The following is a 23,617-nucleotide window of genomic DNA, read 5'->3' as shown; positions in this document are numbered from 1 at the left end:
GAGGACGCGACCGGCATAATTTGCCTCGATCCGTAAAATGCTGCGCGATACGGCCGCAAGAGCCGCGACGAGCGTGTTAAACCGCTCGCACAGCAGATTGACCGGAGCGGCGCTGCGAGGCGCCCGCTTCGGCCGACAGGAGACACGATTGAAGCGAAAAATGCCCGCCCTGAATGCGCTCAGGGCGTTCGAAGTCGCCGGCCATACCGGGAGTTTCACGCGTGCGGCCGCCGTGCTGCACGTGACGCAAAGCGCGGTGAGCCGGCAGGTTCGCCAACTGGAAACGCAACTCGGCGAAACGTTGCTGTTGCGCCGGCATCATCATCTCGAACTGACCCCTACCGGGCGGCTGCTCTTGCAGGCGCTCAAGATGTCCTTCGACGGTATCGAGCTGACCGCGCGCAGCATTCAGGAGAAGAGCCATCTCAGGCGGCTGCGCATCAATGCGCCGCCGACCTTCACCAGCCGCTGGCTCATGCCGCGCCTGCAATCGCTGCGTGAAGCCGCGCCTGAACTGCAGATCACACTGACGACGAGCCTGCGCGACAACCTCGTCGAATCGGGCGCGCTCGATTGCGCGATCCGCTTCGGCAACGGCGAGTGGGACGGCCTCGACATTCAGTTGCTGATGCACGAGCGGCATATCGCCGTCTGTTCGCCCAGGCTGTTCGGCGAGCGCCCGCAGTCGAGCGGCGACATCGATCTCAACGCCTTCACGCTGTTGCACGTGCTCGCCAGCAGCGACCAGCGCTATCTCACCTGGCAGCACTGGCTCAAGGCCGCGCAAATCGACGATGTCGATCTCAACGGCGGCTATGAGTTCGATCTGCTCGATCACGCAATCCGCGCCGCAATCGATGGCCTTGGCGTGACCATCGCGGACCGGCACATGATCGGGCCGGAGTTGCAGCGCCGCGCGCTCGTGCCTTTGCTCGATGTCGAAGTGGACGGACACCAGTCGTACTGGTTCGTTACGCGCACCGGTCAGCAGGACGCGCCGCAAGTCGCGCTGTTTCGCGACTGGCTGCAAGGCGAGATCAAGGCTCAGGCGCGCAAGCGTCAGCGGGGGTAAGCCGTGCGCCGCCTGCCATCGCTGACGGCGCTGCGGTTCTTCGAGGAAAGCGCGCGCCACATGAGCTTCAATCAGTCGGCGGCGGCGTTATGCGTGACACCCGGCGCGGTCAGCCGTCAGATCAGGCTGCTCGAAGATGCGCTCGGCGCGAAGCTGTTCGACCGCGATCACAAGGGCATTCGTCTGACCGCGCAAGGCGTCGAGCTGCTCGAGTGCGTATCGGAAGCGTTCAATTCGATCGAGCGCGTCACGCGCGCACTGTCTAGCGCGCAACGCAGCGAGCGCAAGCGCCTCACCATTTGCGCACCGCCTACCTTCGCCACGCGCTGGCTCTCGCCCCGTCTCGGCTCGCTGATGGACGCCGTGCCCAACATCGTGCTTTCGGTGCGAACGGACTCGACCGATGAACGGCACTGCTGCATCCGTTTCGGGCATGAGGCGCGTGCCGATCATCGTTCCGAATTGCTTTTCATCGAACGGCATGTGCTCGTCGGCGCGATGAAGTTCGCGGGACAGCCCGTCGAAGCGTTGCTGGCACGCCTGCCCGCGCTGCATGTCCTGCACAACGATGCACGCCTCACGCTGTGGCCGAACTGGCTCGACGCGGCGAGCCTGCCTCGCGCGTGCGCGGACAACGGCATCGAATTTTCGACGCTCGATCAGGCCATCCACGCGGCGCGCGCGGGAACCGGCCTGGCCGTCGTGGACCGCAACATGATCGCGGACGAATTGCACGATGGTTCGCTCGTGCAACTGTCGGCGGTGGAATCGAACGGGCCGTATGGATACTGGCTCGATATCGCATGGATTGACGCGGCATCCGACGAGGTGCAGGCGTTCACCGAATGGCTGCGAGGCGAAGGCGCGAAAGCAGTGCAGCAGTGACGCATGGCAGTGCTACGCGTAATCTTTACGCTTCGGGATGCGAACCAGCGCAGCCCGGACGCCCGGTATAAACCGCGCTTCAAACCGGAAGAAATTGCTCGATGCAAGCCTTCTGAAAACGCCCGCCACCGATCATGTGCGACACCGCACAAAGCCAAATCGATTAGGGATACGTGACGGTTTCCAATCTCCTAATGTCCTCTTGCAGCGGGCTAACGCCAGCCATCCTGCAAGGAGAGAAGATGAAAGCGCACATAGGCATGGTCGTCAGAGCCGGACTGGCCATGTTGTTGACATTGGTGTTAGTTCCGACGCCCGGCGTTGCACAAAGCACCACGTCGCTGACCGCGCGTTCCTTCAGCGATCTCAGCGACGATACGGACGCATCCACCGATAATTCCGCCGTCTCCACACCCGGCAGCCTGTCGTCGATTCTTCAGCGCCTGCAATGTCTGCAAGGATTGAATCCATCAGGCAATTCAGGATCGGTAACGTTGAAGGTTCAGAAGGCGAACTATCACCTCTACAATCCGTCGACCGATTCCTTCGATACCGTCTCGATGCGTTCGTACAACGGATGCCCGTCCGGCCCGACGATCAGCATCAAGCCGGGCGCAACGCTCAAGGTGTCGCTCAGGAACACGCTCGGCGCGAACGATCCGCCGTCGAATTGCCCCGACAATCCCGATCATTCGACGCCGCATTGCTACAACAACACGAACCTGCACACGCATGGCTTTCACGTATCGCCATCGGGCACCGCGGACAACGTGCTGCTGACCGTGCTGCCGGGGAAGTCGCAGGATTACAGCTTCAAGCTCCCCGCCGATCATCCGTCTGGCACGTTCTGGTATCACGCGCATCTGCATGGATCGACTGCGATCGATGTCGCGAGCGGCATGGCGGGCGTGCTGATCGTGCGCGGCTCGCGGCAGGCGAAGGCGGGCATGACCAACGGCGGCGCGGATATTGATACCATTCTGCGTCGCCGCGTGCTCTTCTTGTCGCTGCCGTTGCGCGAGCACGTGATGCTGTTTCAGCAGATAGAATACGGCTGCTTCAGCAACGCGACGTCGGACGTGCCGCTTGCCGACCCGACGACGGCGGAATGGGTCTGCCCGCAAGGCAGCGTCGGAGAGATTCGCGGCTACAACAACCAGCTTGGTTTCATTCCCGATCCGAGGCCGGGTCACACGGGGCAACTCAATTCGACGTGGATCATCTCGGGCCGCTATACGCAGATCAACGGCGTCGTGCAGCCGGTGTTTCCGAGCGCGATCGGCTATGTGCCGGCTGGCGATGTCCGCCGTCTTCGCATGGTTCACGGCGGCAACCGCGACACCATCAACGTGAAGATCGTGCGCGCGAATCTCTCGGCGCTTGGCCTCGCGGATTCGGGATCGCTGTCGGCGGCGCAGGTCAGCACCGCGACGAACGCGGCGGCGTCCGCGCTCGCGAGGGCGCACACGAAGCCGTCGCAAACCACGACGCTCGATTCACTGTGCAGCGGTGAAGTGGTCAAGCAACTCGAGTTTGCGGAAGACGGCATCACGATGTCCTCGATGATCGAGAAGGATGTGAACTCGATGAACCCGGGATATCGCAGCGACGTGCTCGTGGCGTTCCCGAGGCCGGGGCTGTACTGCATCCTCGATGAAGCCGCCGATGCGTCCGCGACCATCAACTTCCGCACCAACTCGACGAAAGTGAAAGACCGCCGGCTGCTGTCGCTGGCGCGCGTGGGCCCCGGCGTCAACATGCCGAATACGACGGTCGGCAATCACTCGAAGTACTGGCAGTACATTCGCGATCAACTCGTCGCGGCGAACCCGACGCTCGCGCAACCGGCGAAGTCCGATCTGCAATCGCTGTCGCTGCGCGCGTTCGCACCGACGACTCCCGTCGATGGGACCGTGGCGAACGTCGTCGAGAAGCAGTTTCAGATCGTGCCGCAGCCCTTTCCTGCGCCGGTGCTTTTCCTGATCAGCGGCAAGGCGTACAAGCCGGACGAGATCGGCTATACGGGCGTGCTGGGCAACATCGATCAGTGGAATGTTTCGGCTTCGGCACTCGCCACGCACGTGTTCCACATCCATACGAATCCGTTCAGGATCATGGACATCAAGAACGGAGCGGGCAAGTCGATCTTCAACGGCAATGGCGGTTGCATCGCCGACGAAGGCGCGGACACGCAGTATTGCAACCTGCAGGGCGTCACGCGCGACACGCTGTTCCTCAAGGCCGGCTATACGCTTCAAATGCGGACGGTGTATCAGGACTTCACCGGCGACTTCGTGATGCACTGCCATATTCTCGATCACGAGGATCGCGGGATGATGGAGAACGTACGCATCGTTTCTCCGGCGACGGCGTATCTGCGCGGCGTCACCGCGCCGATCACCGCGATGACGAAGGATGCGGGCCGCTGGTTTGCGAAGCTCGCCGGCCGCGATGAGACGAAGGTGGCGCTTGCCGCTTCGCTGTGCACGTCGAAGGATTATGCGAAACGGTGAGGGAGTAGGGGTGGATGCCGACCCCTTGCCTTGATGGTGAGGGGTTGTGATCGGCGATAGGGCGGGGCGCGTGAGTTTGTTTTGGCCGAGCGAACGGCGCGAAGAATGAGTTCGGCCCGCTCTGGTGATGTCTAACACCACGTTCGCCGGACTCTGGCGATGTTCGGCTCGAGCGAAACGCACTGCCATTCGGTGCGATTGCTTGTTCTGGTTTGATGCGGACACGTTTGGCCGTCTAACGCGGCAGCCCCGATGCCGAAGAGGCACGTTGGCATCGTCCACGTCCACTTTCGGCGAAAGAAGTTGCCATCCGCTCCGTTGCGGGCGTTCGTCCGGCACGCCTCTCACGCAAGATGCCAAATGCGGACTCCTCGCGAAGCCCGCGTGCCTCACAGACAGAGAAAGACGCTTAACTCTGATCGCCCCAAAGATCGTCAACCGCGCGGATTCCCAACAAGTAGCCGTTCGCGCCAGCCCCACATATCACGGCAGTAGCCGCGACCGAGATCGTCGAATGACGGTATTCCTCCGAACGCCGATGGATGTTCGAGATATGCACTTCCACCACCGGCCGACGAATCAGCTTGACCGCATCCAGCACCGGAATCCGCCCGAACGAAAAGCCCGCCGGATTGATGATCAGCGCGGCGTCCTGCAAAAACGCTTCCTGAATCCAGTCGATCAACTGGCTCTCGCTGTTGGTCTGACGGAACACGCAGTCGAACTTCAGATCTTCGGCCAGCGCGAGACAGTTCTGTTCGATGTCCTTGAGCGTCGTATGGCCGTAGATGTTCGGCTCACGCACGCCCAGCATGTTCAGATTGGAGCCGTTGAGAATGTAGAGTCTGCGAGTCATGGTTTCAGTGGGTAGCGCTGCGTTCGAGGGCGGTGTCTTTCGTTTCCCGCGACGTTGCAATTATGAGGAAGGACAGCAGGTTCAGCGAGCCGCAGACAGCGACGATCGCCCACGGCGAACCGTGAAAGGCATTGAGCAGCGCCACCGCGACGATCGGCATCGGCCCGCCGGTGAGCAGGTTCGCGCCCGAGTACGACAGCGCGGACCCCGTATAGCGCGCTTCGGTCGGAAAGGACTCCGCGAACCACACGGGTTGAATGCCGCTTTGAAACTGCGTGAAGCCGAGGAACGCGCCCATCACGGCCATCGTCATGGCGACCGAGTGCTGGTTGAGGATGGGAAAGTAGATCAGGCAGCAGACGAGCGTGCAGAACGAGCCGATCAGCAACGCGCGTTTCCGCCCGATCCGGTCGCTCAGATAGCCGCCCGCCAGCGCGCCCACGATGGCGCAGACATTGGCGACCATCAGCAACATGAAGCCGGTCTGTTTCGGCACGCCGAGGTTCTTCGTCAGATAGCTGAGCGAGAAGACCACGATCAGATAGAACAAGGCAGCCGGGCCGCAGAAGAACAGCGTCAGGCGCAGCGCGGTGCGCCAGTGAAACTTGAAGACGACGCCGAGCGGATTGGCGGCGCGCGCGCCTTCGCCTTTCTTCTTGAGCGCCTCGAAGGCGGGCGTCTCGCTGACTTTCATGCGGATGTAGATGCCGAGCAGCACGAGCACGAAGCTCGCGAGGAACGGGATTCTCCATCCGAACGATTCGAAGTCGTCTGCGGATAACAGACTGGACAGCGCGAAGAGTGCGAAGTTGGCGAGGATCTGGCTGAGCGGCGAGCAGATGCCGAGCAAGCCCGAGTACAGCCCGCGTTTTGCCGGGGATGCGTGTTCGACCGCCATCAGTTGCGCGCCCGTCGATTCGCCGCCCAGCGCGAAACCCTGAACGATGCGCAGCGAGACGAGCAGGATCGGCGCAAGAATGCCGACTTGCTGATACGTGGGCAGCAGGCCCATCAGGAACGATGAAGCGCCCATCACCGAAACCGTGAGGAGCATGAGATTGCGCCGTCCCCAGCGGTCGCCGAGCATCCCGCAGATCACGGCGCCGAGCGGACGTGCAGCGAGTCCCGCCCAGAAGCTCGCGAGCGACGCGAGCAGCGAGGCGGTCGGATCGAGCGAGGGGAAGAACAGCTTCGGAAAGATCGTGGCGGCGACGACGCCGTACAGCGCGAAGTCGAACCACTCGAGCGCCGTGCCGACGGTAGCGCCCGCCACCGCGCGACGCGCCATCAAGTGAGCCTGCGCGGAGCGTTCGCCCGCGGCCAAGTTCGGGTCAGCGGTAACTGACATGGGTGTCTCCTGGATTTTCGGTGTATGTACCGTTCGCTTCTTGCGGCGAACAGATGCTATTGTTTGCGCTCTGAAAGCTGGGCGTTCCGCACCGGAACTGCATTTCATATCACGAAAATCGACCAACGATGTCGCTGAAAAACGGCCTGAGAATGCTCGATTTCCTCGCGTCGCAAGGTGAGGGCGCAGGGCTTGTCGAGATCGCGGATGCGCTGGCCATGCCACGCAGCTCGTGTCATCGCGTGCTGACCGAACTCGTCGAGAGCGGCTATGTGAGGCAATTGACCGATCACAGCCGCTACATCCTTACCATGCGCATGACGTCGAATGGCCTCGAATTTCTGAGCCTGACGGGCATCGCGGATATCGCCCAGCCGATCATCGAACGCGTCGCGGCGCGGACGGGCGAACTCGCGCGGCTGTCGCTGGTGGATGGCGAAGCGATCATCTGGGTGGGAAAGGCGGACGGACACCGCACCGGGTTTCGCTACGATCCCGATATGGGGCAGGCGGCGCGGCTTTCCTGCACGTCGACGGGACATGCGTGGCTCATGACGATGACCGATGAGCAGGCGGCTGCGCTGGTACTTAAGCAGGGCTTCGGACAGCCGAACGAGTTCGGCCCCAATGCGCCAACGACGCTGAAGGCCTTGCTCGGCTTCCTGCACGCAGCGCGCGTGCGTGGCTATGCGATGATCGACGAAGTCTTTGCGCCGCGCATGTCGGCAGTGGCGACTCCGGTGATCAGCGGATCGCGTTGCGTCGGTGTCATCAGTCTGGCGGGTCCGCGCAAGCGGCTGACGGCCGAGAAAATTCACGAGTATTCGGTGCTGCTGCGCGAGGCGGCCAATGAACTGGCGCAGTTGAGCAATCTGGCGGGATTCCCGAGCCAGCCGCCGCTTGGTAAGGGATGAGTGGACTGTGCGGATGAGCCGTTAGCGGTGTTCGAACGCTGGACCACATGAGCGACGGCAATGGATCGGGAGGGGCCTCTGCTGGACATCGGTTGGGACGCGTTCATTTCTTCGGTAGGCGATGAGATAGCTGAAGACGCGGATTGGCGTTTGGACGCAGCGGTGCAGCAGGTGTTGGAGCCGCGCAATCAGAAAGCCCGATGTAATTCGCTGATTGCGCCAACTCCAGGGCGATGAGCGTTGGTCCACGCCAGCGCAAACCGATAAGCCAAGCCCGGTACAACGATTGCCGCATGCCCAGCCACCATCCCCGCCAGCAGCATGAACAACGAAAAGCCCGCCCCGCCCGCCAACGCCGCGCCCTGAATCACCCCCCGCTAGCCTCCCTCAACGTAAGCCCCTTCGTCTCCGGCGCCCAGGCAATGGACACCACCATTCCCACCAAAAGCACCCCCGCCAACGCGAGCATCGTCACCTGAATGCCCGCCTGCGCGATGCCGATCGGCAGCAGAAACGTCCCAATCGCCGATCCTAGGCGGCTTGACGCAATCGCCAGTCCGACGCCGCACGCACGCGCCTCGGTCGGAAAGCACTCGGGCGGAAACACGCCGACGAGATTGCAGAACGCCGACATCGTGAGCGTGAAGACGCCGAACGCGACGATCATCGCCATATTCGCCGATGACGGCAGCACAGCCAGCGCGAGCAGCGAAACGCACGTGATCGCGAACGATCCAATCAGGAATCCACGGCGCGAAAGCCTGATCGTCAGCCAGATGCCGATTACCGCGCCCAGCACGAGAAAGCCGTTGAGCAGCAAGTCGGCGCGCGAGCCTCCGTCGAGATGGATCGCAGACAGAATGCTCGGCAAGAACGTATAAATCGCGAAGTACGGAATCACGAGACACACGAAGAACGCGCGATTGAAAATCGTGCGGCGGATCAGGTCCGGCTTGAACAGGCGCGCGAAGCCGCCCGCAGGCGCGAAGTGCTCGCCGTTGTCCGCTTCGAGCGCGACGTTTTCACCGAAGTGCTTGCGCACGATGCGACGCGCTTCCTCGACACGTCCCTGTCCGAGCAGCCAGCGCGGCGACTCCGGCGTGCCGATGCGCAGCACCAGCACGAGCAGCGCGGGAACGCCCGCCGACGCGAGCAGCCATCGCCACGCATCCGGCGATGCGTCCGCGTAATGCATGCCGACGACGTTCGCGATCACATAGCCGATCGTCCAGATGACGCTGAACGATCCGAGCAGCGTGCCGCGATGCCTGCGCGGCGAGAACTCCGCGAGAATCGCGTGGCCCACGGCGAAGTCGCCGCCCATGCCGAAACCGATCAGCACGCGCAGCGCGACCAGCATCGCGGGCGTCGTCGCATAGAACTGGGCGAAAGCCGCCGCCGTGATGATGACGAAGCTGAGCAAGAAAATCTTCTGCCGCCCGAGCTTGTCCGACAGCCAGCCGAACACAAGGCTGCCGAGAAAGATGCCGATCAGCGCCGATGAACCGAGCAGGCCGATCCAGAAGGCATCGAGCGGAATCTGGCGGTTCAGCGACGCGAGCGCATAGCTGATGGTGCCGAGCGCGTAGCCTTCGGTGAAGTGCGCGCCGAAGGTCAGGCCCGCGATCTTCACGTGGAAACGGTTGAGCGGAACGTCGTCGAGCATCACGCGCTGCGTCGGCGTGCTGGCTGGCGCAGCCCCGTGCGGCGCGAACGCCCTCGGGTCGCTCAGGCTTTGGGTATCCATAGGTATCTCCTCCACTTTGTTCTCGAAGCGGCGCATCGCGCAACAAGGCGACCGATGCCCCGCGCGTGGACCGCGAGCGTGTTCAGCGGCCGAGGCCCGCCATCATCATGTACTTGAGCTCGGTGTATTCATTGAGTCCGTACTTCGATCCTTCGCGGCCCAATCCCGAATGCTTCACGCCGCCGAAGGGCGCAACTTCCGTCGAGATGATTCCTTCGTTGATGCCGACCATGCCGGTTTCCAGCGCATCCGCGACGCGCCAGGCGCGGCCCAGATCGCGCGTGTAAAAGTACGCGGCCAGGCCGTAGGGCGTGTCGTTGGCGACGCGGATCACGTCCTCTTCGGTATCGAAGCGGAAGCACGCCGCGACCGGCCCGAAGGTCTCTTCATCGGCGATCAGCATGGAAGGCGTGGCGTCGGCCAGCACGGTCGGCTCGTAGAACGTGCCGCCGAGCGCATGCGGCTTGCCGCCCGTCAGCACCTTCGCGCCTTTGTGCAGCGCATCGTCTACATGCGCGCGCACCTTCTTCAACGCGGCCTCGTTGATGAGCGGTCCCTGCTCGAACGCGCCCAGCAGCCCGTTTCCAACGCGCAGCTTCTGCACGGCCCGTGTGAGCGCCTGCGTGAACGCGTCGTAGACGCCGTCCTGCACGTAGAAGCGATTGACGCACACGCACGTCTGCCCGGTGTTGCGAAACTTCGATGCGATCGCGCCTTCCACCGCCGCATCGATATCCGCGTCATCGAAGACGATGAATGGCGCGTTGCCGCCCAGTTCGAGCGAGAGCTTCTTGAGCGTATCGGCCGACTGCCTGGCAAGCAGCTTGCCGACGCGCGTCGAGCCGGTGAACGAGAGCTTGCGCACGTCGTCCGATTGCGTGAGCGTCGCGCCGATGGCCGGGGCGTCGCCGGAAACGATGTTGAACACGCCCGGCGGGATGCCCGCTTCCTCAGCCAGCACCGCGAGCGCGAAGGCGGAAAGCGGCGTCTCTTCCGATGGCTTCAGCACCATCGTGCAGCCCGCCGCGAGCGCGGGACCGGCTTTGCGCGTGATCATCGCGAGCGGAAAATTCCACGGCGTGATGGCCGCGACGACCCCGACCGGTTCCCGCGTCACGATGATCTTCGAGTTGGACTTCGGGCTCGGGATCACGTCGCCATACGCGCGCTTCGCTTCCTCCGCGAACCACTCGAAGAAGCTCGCGGCGTAGGCGACTTCGCCGAACGCTTCGAGAAGCGGCTTGCCCTGCTCGCGGGTGAGCACCGTGCCGAGCGCCTCACGATGCGCGACCATCAGTTCGCCCCAGCGCTTCACGCGCGCACCGCGTTCCTTCGCGGTCAACGCGCGCCAGGCGGGGAGGGCTTTCCTTGCGGCGTCGATGGCAAGCTGCGTTTCCTTCTCGCCGCCGCGAGCGACGTTCGCGATCACTTCGCCCGTCGCCGGATTGCAGACGGCGTAGGTCTCGGCGCTCGCGCGCCATTGGCCGTCGATGTAATGACCCGTTCGCAACAGATCGATCATGCCGCACGCTCCAGCTTGTCCGCGAACACGCCTTGCGCCGCACGCGGCTCGCGCGCGATGCGCTTGCCCGCCGTGTAGTCGTTGATGAGATCGCAGGGCGTGTAGTTGCGGTCGAGTTCGTGAAGCTCGTCGGCGTCGAGCTTGGTGTCGAGCGCGGCGAGCGCGCTGTCGAATTGCGCGGCGGTATCCGCGCCGACCAGCATGCTCGAAATGCCGGGGCGGGAAAGCACCCACGCCTGTGCGATCTGCGCGGGCGGCAGGCCACGCCGCGCCGCGACACGCGCGACCGATGCGGCAATCGCGAGCGACGCCGGATCGGCATACATTTGCGCCGTGAAGAAGTCGGTCTGGTTGCGCGTGGACTTCGCATCGCAGGTGAGCAGGCCGCGGGCGAGCGGACTGAACACCGACACGCCCACGCCCTGATCGATGCAATATGGAATCATCTCCCGCTCTTCCTCGCGGTAAGCGGCGTTCAGCTGCAATTGCATGTTGATGGGCTTGTGCCAGCCGTGGCGCTCGCAAGCCTGCATGATCTTCGCGAACTGCCAGGTGGTCATCGTCGAGACGCCGATATACCGCGCCTTGCCCGCGCGCACGATATCGTCGAGCGCGTGCATCGTTTCTTCGACGGGCGTGTTCACATCGAAGAAATGCAGCATGTAGATATCGACGTAATCCATGTCGAGACGCTTCAGCGACGCGTCGATGCCGTCCATGATGTGCTTGCGCGAATGGCCGCCGGCGTTGGGCGTGCTCGCCATGTCATAACCGACTTTCGTCGTCACGACGATATCCTCGCGGCGCACGAGCCGCTTGAGAATGCGGCCGACGACTTCTTCGCCGGCACCCGTCGAATAGAAATCGGCGAGGTCGATGAAGTTGACGCCCGCATCGAGCGCGTGCCTGACGATCGGCTCGCTCTGCGCTTCATCGAAAATCCACGGCTTCCATTGCGGCGTGCCCATGTTCATCGTGCCGAGACACAGGCGCGAAACCTTGAGGCCGGACTGGCCGAGGCGCACGTATTCCATGTCGGTCTCCTTACTTTTTCCTGGGCGTGTAGAACGGGTTCGACACCTCGCGTGCGGCGGCGAACACGGCTTCCTTGCGCGGCAGACCTTCCATCGCCGCGACGATCGCGTTCTTGCACGCGCGATAGTTGTTCGCGAACACGGCGTCGAGATCGTCGGTCTTCGGATTGACCCAGTTCGCCGTCACGACGACCCAGTCGTTCTCCGCTTCGGGCGGCAGCGTGCCGTTTTCGAGCGATTCGGCCACCGCCTTCGCGATGCCCGCCTGCGATGCGCCCCACGTGGCGTTGCCGTGGAAGTCGCCTTCGATCTGCGCCTTGTTCACATAGAGCGTGAGCGGCTTGGCCGGCACGCCCGGTTGCGCGATGACGACGAACGGCGCATGTCCCGCCGAGGGTGTCGCGAGCGCGGTGGCGAAGGCCTGACCGGCGGGACCGCTGCGCGGTCCGACCAGTACGTTGATATGGGCGAGATTGACGCCCGGCCCTTCGAAGCCTTCACCGATAAAAAGATTCTTCTGCATGAACTCATTCCTCTGTCGATTCCGCCTGATAGGTGGATGCGGCCATTCTGCGGCGGCGTTCGACAGCCAAGGAACCGACGATTTGTCAGCGCGGGTGTGAGATGCGATCAACTCCGGTGCGACCCGTAAGGGCTTCTCCCCGGTCTGATTAGGAGATCTCCGATGCGCCTAAGCATTTCTTAAGAATTCATTGCCGAGAATCGATAGCTGCCCGCTCGAGGCGCACATCGTCTAAAGAAAAACCGAAAGGAGCGCCGCCATGCCGCATGAAATTGCCGTGTCACTGGGACTGAATGCGTGATGCACGGCTCGGTCTCCCTGCCGCTGGAACTCGCGGACAACGTGGCCTGGCATTTCCACGATCTCGCCAAGTCGCGCACCGTCGACCGGCCGCCCGCCGAGGGCGAAGTCGGCCTGTGGCTCATCACGAGCGAGTTTCGCTTCGCGTCGGCATCGAATATCGGAAGCTGGCTGAGCGTCGCGGAGCGCAAGCGGGCGCGGCTCTATCCAAACTCGGCGATTGGCCGCCGCTTCGGCGTCGCGCGGGCGACACTGCGGCTCGTCGTATCGCAGATGTTCGGCTGCCGCCCTCAGGAAGTGCGCGTGGAAGATGCGCCCGATGAGCGCATCGTCGTGAAGGACGCGGCGGGGGAGCGCAGCGTGGGCGTCGATGTGTCGTACTCGGGGATCTGGATCGTGATGGCGGTGGCGTCGGCCCATGTGGGAATCGGCCTCAGTGTCGACGCGCCGGGCGCTCAGGGCGCGCAGATCGCGCTCGTCGAAGCGGCGCATATCGCCAGGCAAAGAGCGGGGCGCGGGGAGGGCGCTGCATCGTCGACGTGGCATGGTCTGGTGCTGCCGATGCCCGGCGAGCTACGCGGCGTCGTCGCGGTGGATCGGCCGGTGTCGGAAGTCCACGCGTTCGGCTGGGAAAAGCAGATCAAAGCGAATACGGACGTCTGATCCGCCGAGTCAAAGCAAAAACCCCATGCGCCGCGCATGGGGTTTTGCGTTTCAATCAGGACAGAGTTGGCCCGCGAATCAGGCCGCAGCAGGCCGCCACTTCAACAATCTTTGCTCCACCGCCGTCAGCAGATAGTCCGCCGCCAGCGCGACGACGGCCAGCACGATCATCGCCGCGAACACCCCGCTTGCGTTGAACGCGCCTTGCGCCGTGGAAATCAGCAGCCCGATGCCCTGCTTCGATCCGAGGAATTCGCCGACCACCGCGCCGACGAGCGCGAAGCCGAAGCTCACGTGCAGGCTGGCGAGAATCCACGACAGCGCCGACGGAATGACTACCGAAGTCGTCACTTGCCGCCGCGACGCGCCGAGAATCTGCGCATTCGCGATCATGTAGCGGTCAGCTTCCCGCACGCCCTGGAATGCATTGGCGAACACGACGAAGAACACCATCACGACCGCGAGCGCCACCTTCGACGCCATGCCGAGCCCGAGCGCGATGACGAACACTGAGCCGAGCACCACGCGCGGAATCGAATTCGCAATCTTGATGTAGATGCTGAACACATCCGACAGCAGCTTGTTGCGCCCGAGCACGATGCCGCAAAACACGCCCGCCACCGAGCCGATGATGAAGCCTAGCCCGGTCTCTTCGAGCGTGACCCAGACTTGCGTCAGCAACGGCCCTTGCGACGTGCCCTCGACGAACCATTCGACGATCTGCTCATAGATCGCGGAAGGCATCGAGAAGAAGAACGGGTCGATCCAGTGCAGGCGAGCGGACAGTTCCCAGCCGCCGAGCACGATGACCAGCACCGCGATGCGCAGCCCGATCACGAGCGCATGACGTTGCCGGATGCGCCGTTGCGCCTCGCGTTCGACTTGCGCGAGCGCGCCGGCGTCGATGCCTGCGGGCATCGTCTGTTGAGGTGTTGACATGTTCGATGTTCCTTTCGGACAGGTTCAGCCGATTTGCACTTCTTCGCGCAAGTCGTGCCAGATATCGCGTGAGATTTCGATGAAGCGCGGGTGATACCGAATCTCCGACGTAATGCGCGGACGCGGCAAGTCGATCTCGTAGACCTTCTTGAGCGTCGCGGGCCGCGCGGTCAGCACGAAGACGCGGTCAGCAAGCGCAATGGCTTCTTCGAGATCGTGCGTGACGAACACGACCGATCCCGCGTTCGCCGACCAGAGCTCCAGCAGTTCGTCCTGCATCAGCGTGCGCGTCTGCATGTCGAGCGCGGAGAACGGCTCGTCCATCAGCAGGATTTCGGGCTTGTTGATGAACGTCTGCGCGAGCGCCACGCGCTTTCTCATGCCGCCCGACAACTGATGCGGATAGTGCTTGCCGAATTTGTCGAGGCCGACGCGGCGCAGCCATTCGTTGGCTTCGTCGTAGGCGGCGGACTTCGAACGGCCCCGGTACAGCGGCCCGGCGGCGACGTTGTCGAGCACCGAGCGCCACGGAAATACGGCGTCCGCCTGAAACACGAAGCCGATGCGCGGATCGATGCCATCGACCGGCGCGCCCATCACGCGCACTTCGCCGGTGGTCGGCTTGAGCAGGCCCGTGATCATGCCGAGCGTCGTGGACTTGCCGCATCCCGTCGGGCCGACGATCGCGACGAACTCGCCCTTCGCCACCGACATGCTGAAGTCGCGCAGCGCGACCGTCGCGCGGCCATCGGGCGAGATGAAGCGGCAAGAGACGTTGCGAAGTTCGATCGCGGGTTGCCGTGTCGTATTCATCGCCGGCCTCACTTCGATGCCGACGCCATCGCCGCGCCCGCCACGTACTCGTTGGAATACGTGCGCGCCAGATCGATATGTTTGCCCTTCACCGAAGGATTGAACGCCGACAGCACTTTCAGCACGGTATCGGGGCCATCGGCGGGCATCTTGCCGTCCTTCGTGAACATCGGCAGCGAGGCCTTCAGCGCGCCTACGTAGAGTTCCTTGTTCTTCGCGTAGTAATCCTTCGGCATCTTCTCGGCGATCTGCTCGGCGCTGTGCGTCGCGATGAAGTTCAGCGTCTTCACGAAGGCGCGCGACAATTTAGCGGCCTCCGCCTTGTGCGATTCGGCCCACGCGCGCTGCACGTAGAAGCTCGACGCGGGGTAAGTGCCGCCGAGCGCGGCGCGCGTGCCTTCGATGGTCCGCATGTCGACCAGCACCTTCCCGTCGCCTGTCTTGAGCAGTTGCGACACCGTCGGCTCCGTGGTCATGCCCGCGTCGATGCGCTCCTGCTTGATCGCCGCGATGAAGCTGTTGTCCGCGCCGACCGGCAGCAGCGTGTATTCCTTCGACGTTACACCCGCGCGCTGCGCGAGGTACTGCGTGAGAAAGCTCGTCGATGAACCGAGGCCCGTCACGCCGAGCGTCTTGCCTTTGACATCGGCCATGCTCTTGATCGTCGATGATGCCTTGGTCGACACCACTTCCACTTCCCCCGGCACCTGACCGAACACGACGAGCGCCTGCACTTCCTTGCCCTTGCTCTGCAAGTCGATGGTGTGATCGTAGAAGCCGACCACACCTTGCACCGCGCCGGCGAGCAATTCGTTCTCGGCATCGACGCCCGCGGGCTGCGAGAGGATTTCGACGTCGAGCCCTTCGTCCTTGAAGTAGCCGAGCTGCTCGGTCAGCTTCGCGGGCAGATAGATGATCTTGGTCGCGCCGCCGACCATGATCGATAACTTTTCCGCGTGGGCGGATACGGAAGCGGCGGCGAGCGCGAAAGCAACACCGGATAAAGCAGCGATCTGGCGCAGAGTACGCATCAGGAGTCTCCTTGAGATGGGCCGTCGTGCGCGGCCCGCTTTTCGAATGTGTGCGGCGATTATAGGAATGCCAAACCTTCTGCCAGCTTTCTGAGCCGATGCCGGAACATGGGTGTTAACCCGATGCATCGCGCATTCGCGAGACGCCCTACAATCGCGCGGCATGAAGCTGCTCCTGATCGAAGACAATCCGACGCTTTCGCTCTGGCTCGCCAAGATGCTGGAACAGGAGGCATTCGCGCTCGACGCGGTGCAAGACGGCGAAGCGGCCGATCAACTGCTGCGCGCGAATCACTACGATGTCGTCCTGCTCGATCTCAATCTGCCACGGCTGTCGGGCAAGAACGTCCTGCGCCGCATGCGGCAGCGCGGCGACGCGACTCCGGTGATGATCCTGACGGCGAGCGGTTCCATCGACGAAAAAGTGGAACTGCTCGGCGCGGGCGCGGACGATTACCTTGTCAAGCCGTTCGAGGTCCGCGAACTGATCGCACGCGTGAAGGTGATGATCCGCCGGCGCAGCGCCGCGACGGCGAACGAAGTGTCGTGCGGCGATCTGGTCTTCGATATCGACACCCGCCAGTTCGCGCTCAAGGGCGCGCCCCTCAACGTGACGCCGCGTGAGCGCAGCGTGCTCGAAGCGCTGGTGCTGCGGCTCGGCAAGACGGTGTCGAAGGCGTCGCTGCTGGACGCGATCTTCACGCACGAGGATCAGCCCAGCGAGGACGCGCTCGAAATCTACGTGTCGCGGCTGCGCAAGAAACTCGATGGCAGTTCCGCCGCGATCGTGACCTTGCGCGGCCTCGGCTATCTGCTTCGAAAGAAGGACGATGACCAATAGCCTGCGCGTTCGCCTTTTGTGGTGGCTGCTCGTGCCGCTCGCGTTGTATGTGTTCGTGACGGGCAAGGCCGCATACGACAACGCGCGCCACACGGCCGACCTCTTGCAGGAGAACACGCTGCTCGCGTCGGCGCGGATGATCGCGGGCGAAGTCGAGTGGTCGGACGGCATGTTGCGCGTCGACATACCGCCAGCCGCGCTCGAAGTGTTCGCGTCGCCTCATGGCGATCAGGTCTACTACAACGTGAGCGTCGACGATGGCCGCCTGCTTGCGGGGCTGCCGGACTTCCCGTCGAACCGTGCCGCCGCCGAAGCCGCGACGCACGATACCCCCATTTACTACGATGCGGCCTTGCACGGCGCGTCGATCCGCGTGATCGGCTACGTGCGCCGCATGTACGACAACGGATCGATACGCCACGTGCTCGTGTCGGTCGGCAAGACGCAGGCATCGCGTGATGCGATGGTGCGCCAGCTTTGGCGCGGGCAGCTCGTGCGGCAGATCGAGATCGTCTTGCTCGCGGTGGCGCTGGCGTGCATCGGCCTGACCTTCGAACTGCGTCCGCTCCTGAAGATCAAGGAAGAGGTGATGGACCGCGATCCGATGCAGCTCGAACCGCTGCGCGTCGAGCGCCTGCATGCGGAGTTGCGCCCTATCGTCGATGCGATCAACCAGTGCATCGCGCGGCTCGGCGTGCAGGTGGCGGCGCAGCGGCGCTTCATCGCGGACGCGGCGCATCAGTTGCGCACGCCGCTGACCGTGCTGGAGACGCAGGTGCAATATGCGCGGCAGCATCGTGCGCTCGAGCCGTCGCTGAGCGAAGCGCTGGCGGCGATGCAGCGCAGCACGCGCTCGATGGTCGGCCTGACCAACAAGCTGCTGCTGCTTGCGCAAGCCGAAGCGGCGGACTACACGCAACTGGCGACGCAGAAGGCGGATTTGTCGGGCATCGCGAAAGAGGTGGTCGAGGATCTCGCCCTGGTTGCGGAGAAGCGCGGCATCGATCTCGGCGCGGAACTGGGCGATGCCGCGTGGATCATCGGTCACGAGGGATTGCTTGCGGCGCTCGTGTTCAACGTGACGGAAAACGCCGTGCGCTACACGCAATCGGGCGGGCACGTGACCGTCGCGGTGGCGCGCGAGGGCGAGCGCGTGACGCTCGCCGTCACCGACGACGGGCCGGGCATACCGGCGGAAGCGCGCGGCCGCGTGTTCGAGCCGTTTTATCGCGCATCGGCGGATACCGAGGGCACGGGGCTCGGGCTCGCGATTGCGCGTGAGATCGTGCAGGCGCATCGCGGGGAGATCGCGATTTCGGCAAGCGAGCCTTCGGGGAGGGGCGTGGTGGTGGCGGTGCGGTTTGCGGCGGCGTGAGGATCAGGCGGCGAGAGGCGGAAGCGGGCCGGTTCCACGAATCCATGCGACATCGGCCAGTTCGGCCATTTCCTTGTCGCCCCGGCTATCGCCGTAAGCGAAGAGCTTCGCAGGAGGGTCGTCGCGCCACCAGCCCCTAAGGCGCGCCACTTTCTCGGGACCCCAGCAATTGCCGCCGATGAAACGGCCCGTGAAGCCGTGGTCGCCGAGTTCGAGCTGCGTGCAAAGAACTGTACCGATCCCCGCCTTCTCCGACGCCCAAATCTGCAAATACAACGACGGCGATGCACTGACGAGCACGACTTCGTGTCCGAGCGCCCGATGCGCGTCGATGCGCTCGATCATCTCCGGACGGATCATCGCGATAAGGCGCGATGCGCAGAACGAACGCGCGGCATCGGCCAGTTCGGTGCGCGATACGCCGCGCAAGGCATGACGAAGAAAAGCGGCTTTTGCGACGCCACGGTCGCATGCGCCGATAGCCATGCCAAGCAACTGCGGCCCGGCGAGCACGCCCGCCGTCAAGAATCGCGCGACGCCCGCCGTGTGCAGCACGAATGCCTTCAGGCTGTCGCCGGTGGTGATGGTGCCGTCGAAATCGAATGCGGCGATGGTTCTTGCGCGTCGTGTCATCGGGAAGTGTGCTTCGTGGCCTGACGTGCCGCCAACGCGGCGGGCAGGGTCACGTTCATCAGTTGATCGGTGCGAGACAGCAGATTGACGATCTCCGCTTCGAAGCCGCGCGCCTGGAGCGAGAGCAGTTCCACTTGCTGAAACGCCTGCTGGACGATTGCGCGGCGATCGTGCAGCGCATTCGACGCAGTCGCATCGTCCGGATTGCCGTCGATACCGGCAACGGCGCACAAGGCCGCAAGACCAATGCCCAGCCCCTCGCGCGCCTGCATCACGGTCTTCTGTATCGCGTCGATGCGCGCGGAGAACGATTGCAGCGACACCTTCAGCGTCGTCAGGGCGGCGCGGTAATCGGGCTCGGCCGTGTCGACGCCGAGGTATCGGCCGGCGATGCGGTTCACCAACGTCGGCCCGTGCGTGGCACGGTCGAGCAAGGCAGCCATGATACCGGCCGCGTCGAGGTCCGCGAAGTCGCGCGTCATGCGCGTGAGCGTTTCGACGGATTCGCCGCAAGCCCTGAGCGGCGCATCCGCGATGGATGTCGCGGCGTCGACGCTCGGCGGCGTCAACTGCCGGATCGCGCGTTCGATGCGCAGCTGATGCTTCGGATACAACTCGGGAAACCGCTGCATCGCCAGTTCAAAGCAACGGTCGAGCAGCGGATGACCGCTCTCGCCGAAGAGCGCGCGTCCCGGTTCGCCTCGCGGCGCAGTCTTGCGGGCGCTGCGTTCGCCGAATAGCGGCGCGACTGCTGGCGCCGGCTCGGCGGCTTTTACATCGGCGAAGCGCAGGACGCCGGGTTCAGGACTCGCATCGCCGAAATCGAGGGGCCGGGGCTGGAGATCATCGCGGGACACGCTGGCTTCTCGTTAGCGGAAACATTGGGGGGCATCCGTCACGCGATGCCCCGTTGGCTGGATCGGTCAGGCGCGATCGACGTGGCCGCCGTACGCCGTCACGAAGTCCGCGAGTCCGCGGTTGTAGCCCATGCCGACGGCCTTGAACATGAACTGCCCGTCGCGGCGATAGAAGCTGCCGACCTGCACGGCGGTTTCCATCGAGAAGTCCTCTTCCAGCGCATAGCGCGCGATCACCTTGCCCGATTCCTCCTCCGAAATTTCGATGTAGCTGTTGCGCACCTGCCCGAAGTTCTGCTTGCGCTCCCCTGCGCGGTCGATGGTCACGACCACCGAAATTTCCTCGACGGCCGCCTCGAGTTTCTTCGTGTCGATGAAGAGCACTTCGTCGTCGCCGTCGCCGCTGCCGGTCTGGTTGTCGCCGCTATGAATGACGCCGAGACACTCCGACGCCGACATGCCCTTGCGCGGCCAGTCGTCGCCGGGCTGAAAGAACGTCGTCTCGCGGTCGAGCGTGCGGATCTCCGTGTTGTAGAAGATGAAGTGCTTCTGCGAAATCAGCTTCGGGTTGTTCTGCGCGTCGTAGTTGCAGAGAAACACGGAGACATCGAGATCGAAGTCGTTGCCGGTGTCCGTCGCGTTGGCGTCCCAGCCGAGACCGATCTTGAACCTGGTCGCGTTGGGTGCTTCTTTCGACAGATTGATGCGTCCGCCTTTGGACAGATTGATCTTTGACATGATGTGGATGACTTATCGAAGAATTGTTATTGCGCCGATGCCGCTGCCTGTTCGCGCTTCTGCACGATGATCGAGCTCACCACCGCCACGCAGATGGTGAACGCGCCGATCAGCCCGGTGACGACTTCGGGCACGTCCACCGTGACGCCGAGCATGATGACCGCGAGCGCGCCGATTGCCCAGAACGCGCCGTGTTCAAGGAACCGGTACTGCGCGAGCGTGCCTTTCTGCAGCAGGATCAGCGTCATCTGGCGGATATAAGCCGCGCCGACGCCGAGCCCGAGTGCAATAAGGAACACGTTGTTGGTCAGCGCAAATGCGCCGATGACGCCGTCGAAACTGAACGACGAATCGAGCAGTTCGAGATAGAAGAAGCCCGCGACGCCTTCACGCACGACGCGGTCGCCGGTTTCATCGCCGCCCACGAGATCGCCGACGCCATGCGCGACGATGAAGCCAATCACGCCGCCGCCGCCCGCGAACAGGAACGACGCGCGCTCCGCTTCGGGCAACTGCAACGACACGAGCGCGATGACCGCGAGCGTGAGCGCGGTTTCGATCGCGGTGAGGCGTCCAAGGCGCGTCAAGGGCCGTTCGATGATGCCGATCCAGTGCTCGTCCTTGTCGGTATCGAGCATGAACTTGAAGAAGACCATTAGCAGGAACGCCCCGCCGAATGCGGATACTTCGTGATGCGCGGACGTCAGAATCGCCGCGTATTGCTGCGGCGCTTCGAGCGCGAGCTTGCCCGCTTCGATAAAGCCGATATGTCCCGCGATGCACACGATCAGCAGCGGAAACACGAGGCGCATGCCGAACACGGCGATCGGCAGGCCATAGACCATGAAGCGGTCGCGCCACTTCTGCGACCAGTTGCGAAGCACGGCCGCATTGGCTACGGCGTTATCGAGCGAGAGCGATATCTCGAGAATGCACAGCACCGCGACGAGGATCATGTCCTTGACGCCGCCGAGCACGAGCGCGGCCACGAGCGCGATGAAGGTCAGCGCAAGCGGAATCTTGAAGAGTTTCATGGTGGAGCCTGAGTCGAATCAAATGAAGGCGCGTTGAGGCTTGCCCGATCGCGCGTTGTCGTTACTTGCCGCGAACCCAGTCGCAGAATTCCTCGGTGATGAGCTGCTCGTAGATTTGCTGATCGGAGATATCGAGCGATTCCAGATGCACGAAGCCCGCGTTCGCGAATTCATTGGCGACGTCGCGAAGGAACGTGAATTCGCGCGGATCGCCCACGCCGACGAGTGACCAGTAGATCGGGAACTTCTGCGCGTCGCGCAGCAGCTTTTCGACATCCATGCGATCACGCGGGGGGTTTTGCCCGTCGGTCACGAAAAGCACCCACGCGGGCATCGTGTTCGCCGGTTCGGCGGGCAGCGGCGCGGGCGCCTCGCCGGGCGCGCTGAAGAGCCGCGCGAAGAAGCCGCGCTTGTCCTTCTGCTTCGCTTGCGGAGATTCAGGCGGCGCGAAGAAGAAGTTGACGATATCGGCCATGACGGGCGCGTACATCGTGCCGCCCCACTTGCGGATCTCGTTGTTCTTGAGCACATGCTCCGAAATGTAGCTGCCGTAGTTGTCGGGCGTCGCGGTCGGCAGGCGGTTGAAGCCTTCGGTGAAAGTCCAGGTGTCGATCTCGCCGTTGTCGTCGAGCTTCATCGCGATGCCGAGCATCCGGTCGTGCGTTTCCTGGATGACGCCGGAGTCGTAAAGTGCCTGGGTCGAGCCGGAAATGTCGAGCGCCGCCGCGACGCGCACGACGGGCGGACGCGGCAGCTTGCGTTTCGACAGGACGATGGAGACGGTCTCGCCACGGCTTGCCAGCGCGGGCTTGTGCAGATTGATGGTGCTCATGCTTGCCTTAAGGATGGAACGTTTTTAGTTTTGTGCTTCGTTGAAGCGCGCGACGAAGTCGCGTTCCAGTTGACGCAGACGCGGCTCGTCCGCGCGACGCCGGCGCTGTCCGTCCTCGACGATTTTTGCGATTTCGTCGAGCGCATCGAAGAGCTTTTGCTGCGTGTACTGGAACGTTTCGGTGGCGATGACGGGCCGTTGGCCCAGCGCGGCGACCGCGCCGGCGTTCGCGTGCAACTGGTCGGCTTGCGCGCGCAGTGCGGCGTCGGCGGCATCGAACGTCGCGTTCACCAGATCGGCCGCCTTCTTCGTGCTCAACTGCTTGATGTAGAGCGAGAACGCGTTCGTCCACGCGGGAATCAGCACGGTCTTCGCGGTCGCGAACTTCGAAATGAGCGTGCGCTTGTGCTCTTGTTCGAGACGAATCTGCGGGGCAAGTTGCTCGGACATCAGCATGGCGCGGGAAAGATCGTCGATTTTCTGTTCCAGCGCATTGGCGCTGCGGCGCATGTCCATCGTGCGTTGCGCGGCGAAGGCATCGGCGGCTTCGTGCGGCTCGGCCAGCACCGCGCGATACGCTTCGAGCGATGTCTGACCGAGCGCGCGCGCGTCTTCAAACTGACGAAACGTGTCGTAGTTGTCGGCGTACATCTGGTCGAGTTCCGCGATATCGCGTTTTTGCCGGTTCGCGTTGCTCTCGAGTTCGATGACGAGCGTGCCGATGCGCTTCTCGACCGAATCGAATTGCGCTAGCAGACGCTCCTTCGTGGAACCGAACATGGCCGTGATGCGCCCGACGATGCCGCGCTTTTGCAGCGATGCCGGATCGAGGCCCTTCGCGGTCACGATGAGTTCGTTTAGCTTCGCGCCGAACTGCTCGGCGTCGGATGCGCGCACTTCGGACAGGATGCGCTGCGACAGGCCGGCCACGCGCTCGCCGGCTTTTGCGCCGAGGCCGTGAATTTCGTCCTCGGTCAGGAGTTTGGCGACCGCAGCGGCGTCCGTGCGCGGGGTGACCTCACCGGCCTCGCGACTATCGCCGAATATGGGCTTCATCGTTCTTGTCTCGTTCTTTTCTGAGTCGTGCTGATCGATCTGCGCGCAAAACGCCTCCGAATTGCGCGGATGTAAGGCGGCATTGGACGAT

General features: G+C 63.4%; 22 protein-coding genes. 7 read left to right on the top strand and 15 right to left on the bottom strand.

Annotation, left to right across the window (positions count from 1 at the left end; genetic code table 11):
* Window positions 1–160: 160 nt before the first annotated feature.
* The 3 genes from LDZ21_RS20485 to LDZ21_RS20475 all read left to right on the top strand — a co-directional run bounded on the left by LDZ21_RS20485 (window position 161) and on the right by LDZ21_RS20475 (window position 4,470).
* Window positions 161–1,072 (top strand): LysR substrate-binding domain-containing protein, encoded by a 912-nt coding sequence (locus tag LDZ21_RS20485; protein WP_244796522.1) that lies wholly within the window; start codon window positions 161–163, stop codon window positions 1,070–1,072.
* A gap of 3 nt (window positions 1,073–1,075) precedes the next feature.
* Window positions 1,076–1,957 (top strand): LysR substrate-binding domain-containing protein, encoded by an 882-nt coding sequence (locus LDZ21_RS20480; protein WP_244796521.1) that lies wholly within the window; start codon window positions 1,076–1,078, stop codon window positions 1,955–1,957.
* A 242-nt stretch (window positions 1,958–2,199) separates the two neighbouring features.
* Window positions 2,200–4,470 (top strand): multicopper oxidase family protein, encoded by a 2,271-nt coding sequence (locus LDZ21_RS20475; RefSeq protein WP_244796520.1) that lies wholly within the window; start codon window positions 2,200–2,202, stop codon window positions 4,468–4,470.
* A 409-nt stretch (window positions 4,471–4,879) separates the two neighbouring features.
* Here the strand turns inward: LDZ21_RS20475 and LDZ21_RS20470 are convergent, their stop codons facing one another.
* A complete protein-coding gene (locus LDZ21_RS20470) occupies window positions 4,880–5,326 on the bottom strand; it encodes a type II 3-dehydroquinate dehydratase (RefSeq protein WP_244796519.1) in 447 nt (148 codons plus the stop codon).
* A gap of 4 nt (window positions 5,327–5,330) precedes the next feature.
* Window positions 5,331–6,674: an MFS transporter gene (locus LDZ21_RS20465; protein WP_425306864.1), complete on the bottom strand. Its 1,344-nt coding sequence runs from the start codon at window positions 6,672–6,674 to the stop codon at window positions 5,331–5,333.
* 128 nt (window positions 6,675–6,802) lie between these two features.
* Between LDZ21_RS20465 and LDZ21_RS20460 the strand changes: the two genes are divergently transcribed.
* Complete coding sequence (locus LDZ21_RS20460) at window positions 6,803–7,588, top strand: IclR family transcriptional regulator (RefSeq protein WP_035960030.1); 786 nt, start codon at window positions 6,803–6,805, stop codon at window positions 7,586–7,588.
* A 367-nt stretch (window positions 7,589–7,955) separates the two neighbouring features.
* On the opposite strand, the gene LDZ21_RS20455 is transcribed toward LDZ21_RS20460, so the two are convergent.
* The 4 genes from LDZ21_RS20455 to fae form a co-directional block, all read right to left on the bottom strand.
* Window positions 7,956–9,335: an MFS transporter gene (locus LDZ21_RS20455; RefSeq protein ID WP_244796518.1), complete on the bottom strand. Its 1,380-nt coding sequence runs from the start codon at window positions 9,333–9,335 to the stop codon at window positions 7,956–7,958.
* A gap of 82 nt (window positions 9,336–9,417) precedes the next feature.
* Window positions 9,418–10,857, bottom strand: coding sequence for an NAD-dependent succinate-semialdehyde dehydrogenase (locus LDZ21_RS20450; RefSeq protein ID WP_244796517.1), 1,440 nt, complete (start codon window positions 10,855–10,857; stop codon window positions 9,418–9,420).
* Window positions 10,854–11,891: an aldo/keto reductase gene (locus tag LDZ21_RS20445; protein ID WP_244796516.1), complete on the bottom strand. Its 1,038-nt coding sequence runs from the start codon at window positions 11,889–11,891 to the stop codon at window positions 10,854–10,856. Before LDZ21_RS20445 ends, LDZ21_RS20450 begins: the two co-directional genes overlap by 4 nt.
* A gap of 10 nt (window positions 11,892–11,901) precedes the next feature.
* Window positions 11,902–12,414, bottom strand: coding sequence for a formaldehyde-activating enzyme (gene fae / locus LDZ21_RS20440; RefSeq protein ID WP_244796515.1), 513 nt, complete (start codon window positions 12,412–12,414; stop codon window positions 11,902–11,904).
* A 300-nt stretch (window positions 12,415–12,714) separates the two neighbouring features.
* Here fae and LDZ21_RS20435 point away from each other — a divergent pair, with 300 nt between their 5' ends.
* Window positions 12,715–13,377, top strand: a complete 663-nt coding sequence (locus LDZ21_RS20435; RefSeq protein WP_244796514.1) for a 4'-phosphopantetheinyl transferase family protein — start codon at window positions 12,715–12,717, stop codon at window positions 13,375–13,377.
* Window positions 13,378–13,455: 78 nt separating this feature from the next.
* Here LDZ21_RS20435 and LDZ21_RS20430 read toward each other — a convergent pair whose 3' ends face one another.
* From LDZ21_RS20430 to LDZ21_RS20420, 3 genes are read right to left on the bottom strand one after another with little or no spacing between them, the layout of a single operon-like run.
* Window positions 13,456–14,316, bottom strand: a complete 861-nt coding sequence (locus LDZ21_RS20430) for an ABC transporter permease (protein ID WP_035960047.1) — start codon at window positions 14,314–14,316, stop codon at window positions 13,456–13,458.
* 24 nt (window positions 14,317–14,340) lie between these two features.
* A complete protein-coding gene (locus tag LDZ21_RS20425) occupies window positions 14,341–15,129 on the bottom strand; it encodes an ABC transporter ATP-binding protein (RefSeq protein ID WP_244796513.1) in 789 nt (262 codons plus the stop codon).
* An 8-nt stretch (window positions 15,130–15,137) separates the two neighbouring features.
* Window positions 15,138–16,160, bottom strand: a complete 1,023-nt coding sequence (locus LDZ21_RS20420) for an ABC transporter substrate-binding protein (protein ID WP_244796512.1) — start codon at window positions 16,158–16,160, stop codon at window positions 15,138–15,140.
* Between the two features lie 163 nt (window positions 16,161–16,323).
* Here LDZ21_RS20420 and LDZ21_RS20415 point away from each other — a divergent pair, with 163 nt between their 5' ends.
* Together LDZ21_RS20415 and LDZ21_RS20410 are read left to right on the top strand one after the other, a co-directional pair.
* Window positions 16,324–17,001, top strand: a complete 678-nt coding sequence (locus LDZ21_RS20415; RefSeq protein ID WP_244796511.1) for a response regulator — start codon at window positions 16,324–16,326, stop codon at window positions 16,999–17,001.
* Window positions 16,991–18,376, top strand: a complete 1,386-nt coding sequence (locus tag LDZ21_RS20410; RefSeq protein WP_244796510.1) for a sensor histidine kinase — start codon at window positions 16,991–16,993, stop codon at window positions 18,374–18,376. The genes LDZ21_RS20415 and LDZ21_RS20410 overlap by 11 nt, the downstream gene beginning before the upstream one ends.
* A gap of 3 nt (window positions 18,377–18,379) precedes the next feature.
* Here the strand turns inward: LDZ21_RS20410 and LDZ21_RS20405 are convergent, their stop codons facing one another.
* The 6 genes from LDZ21_RS20405 to LDZ21_RS20380 form a co-directional block, all read right to left on the bottom strand.
* Window positions 18,380–19,009, bottom strand: coding sequence for an HAD-IB family hydrolase (locus tag LDZ21_RS20405; protein WP_244796509.1), 630 nt, complete (start codon window positions 19,007–19,009; stop codon window positions 18,380–18,382).
* Complete coding sequence (locus tag LDZ21_RS20400) at window positions 19,006–19,866, bottom strand: hypothetical protein (RefSeq protein ID WP_244796508.1); 861 nt, start codon at window positions 19,864–19,866, stop codon at window positions 19,006–19,008. The genes LDZ21_RS20405 and LDZ21_RS20400 overlap by 4 nt, the downstream gene beginning before the upstream one ends.
* Before the next feature lie 66 nt (window positions 19,867–19,932).
* Complete coding sequence (locus LDZ21_RS20395; protein ID WP_244796507.1) at window positions 19,933–20,604, bottom strand: TerD family protein; 672 nt, start codon at window positions 20,602–20,604, stop codon at window positions 19,933–19,935.
* A gap of 26 nt (window positions 20,605–20,630) precedes the next feature.
* Window positions 20,631–21,638 carry a DUF475 domain-containing protein gene (locus LDZ21_RS20390; protein ID WP_244796506.1) on the bottom strand — a complete coding sequence of 336 codons (1,008 nt, stop codon included), beginning with the start codon at window positions 21,636–21,638 and terminating at the stop codon, window positions 20,631–20,633.
* A gap of 61 nt (window positions 21,639–21,699) precedes the next feature.
* Window positions 21,700–22,470, bottom strand: coding sequence for a VWA domain-containing protein (locus tag LDZ21_RS20385; protein ID WP_244796505.1), 771 nt, complete (start codon window positions 22,468–22,470; stop codon window positions 21,700–21,702).
* A 24-nt stretch (window positions 22,471–22,494) separates the two neighbouring features.
* The gene (locus tag LDZ21_RS20380) at window positions 22,495–23,526 is read right to left on the bottom strand and encodes a toxic anion resistance protein (protein ID WP_244796504.1); all 1,032 of its coding nucleotides are present in this window, start codon (window positions 23,524–23,526) and stop codon (window positions 22,495–22,497) included.
* Between the last annotated feature and the right edge of the window lie 91 nt (window positions 23,527–23,617).

The sequence above is a fragment of the Caballeronia grimmiae genome (assembly GCF_022879615.1).
Classification (GTDB): domain Bacteria; phylum Pseudomonadota; class Gammaproteobacteria; order Burkholderiales; family Burkholderiaceae; genus Caballeronia; species Caballeronia grimmiae.
This window is presented reverse-complemented; position numbering and strand designations above follow the sequence as displayed.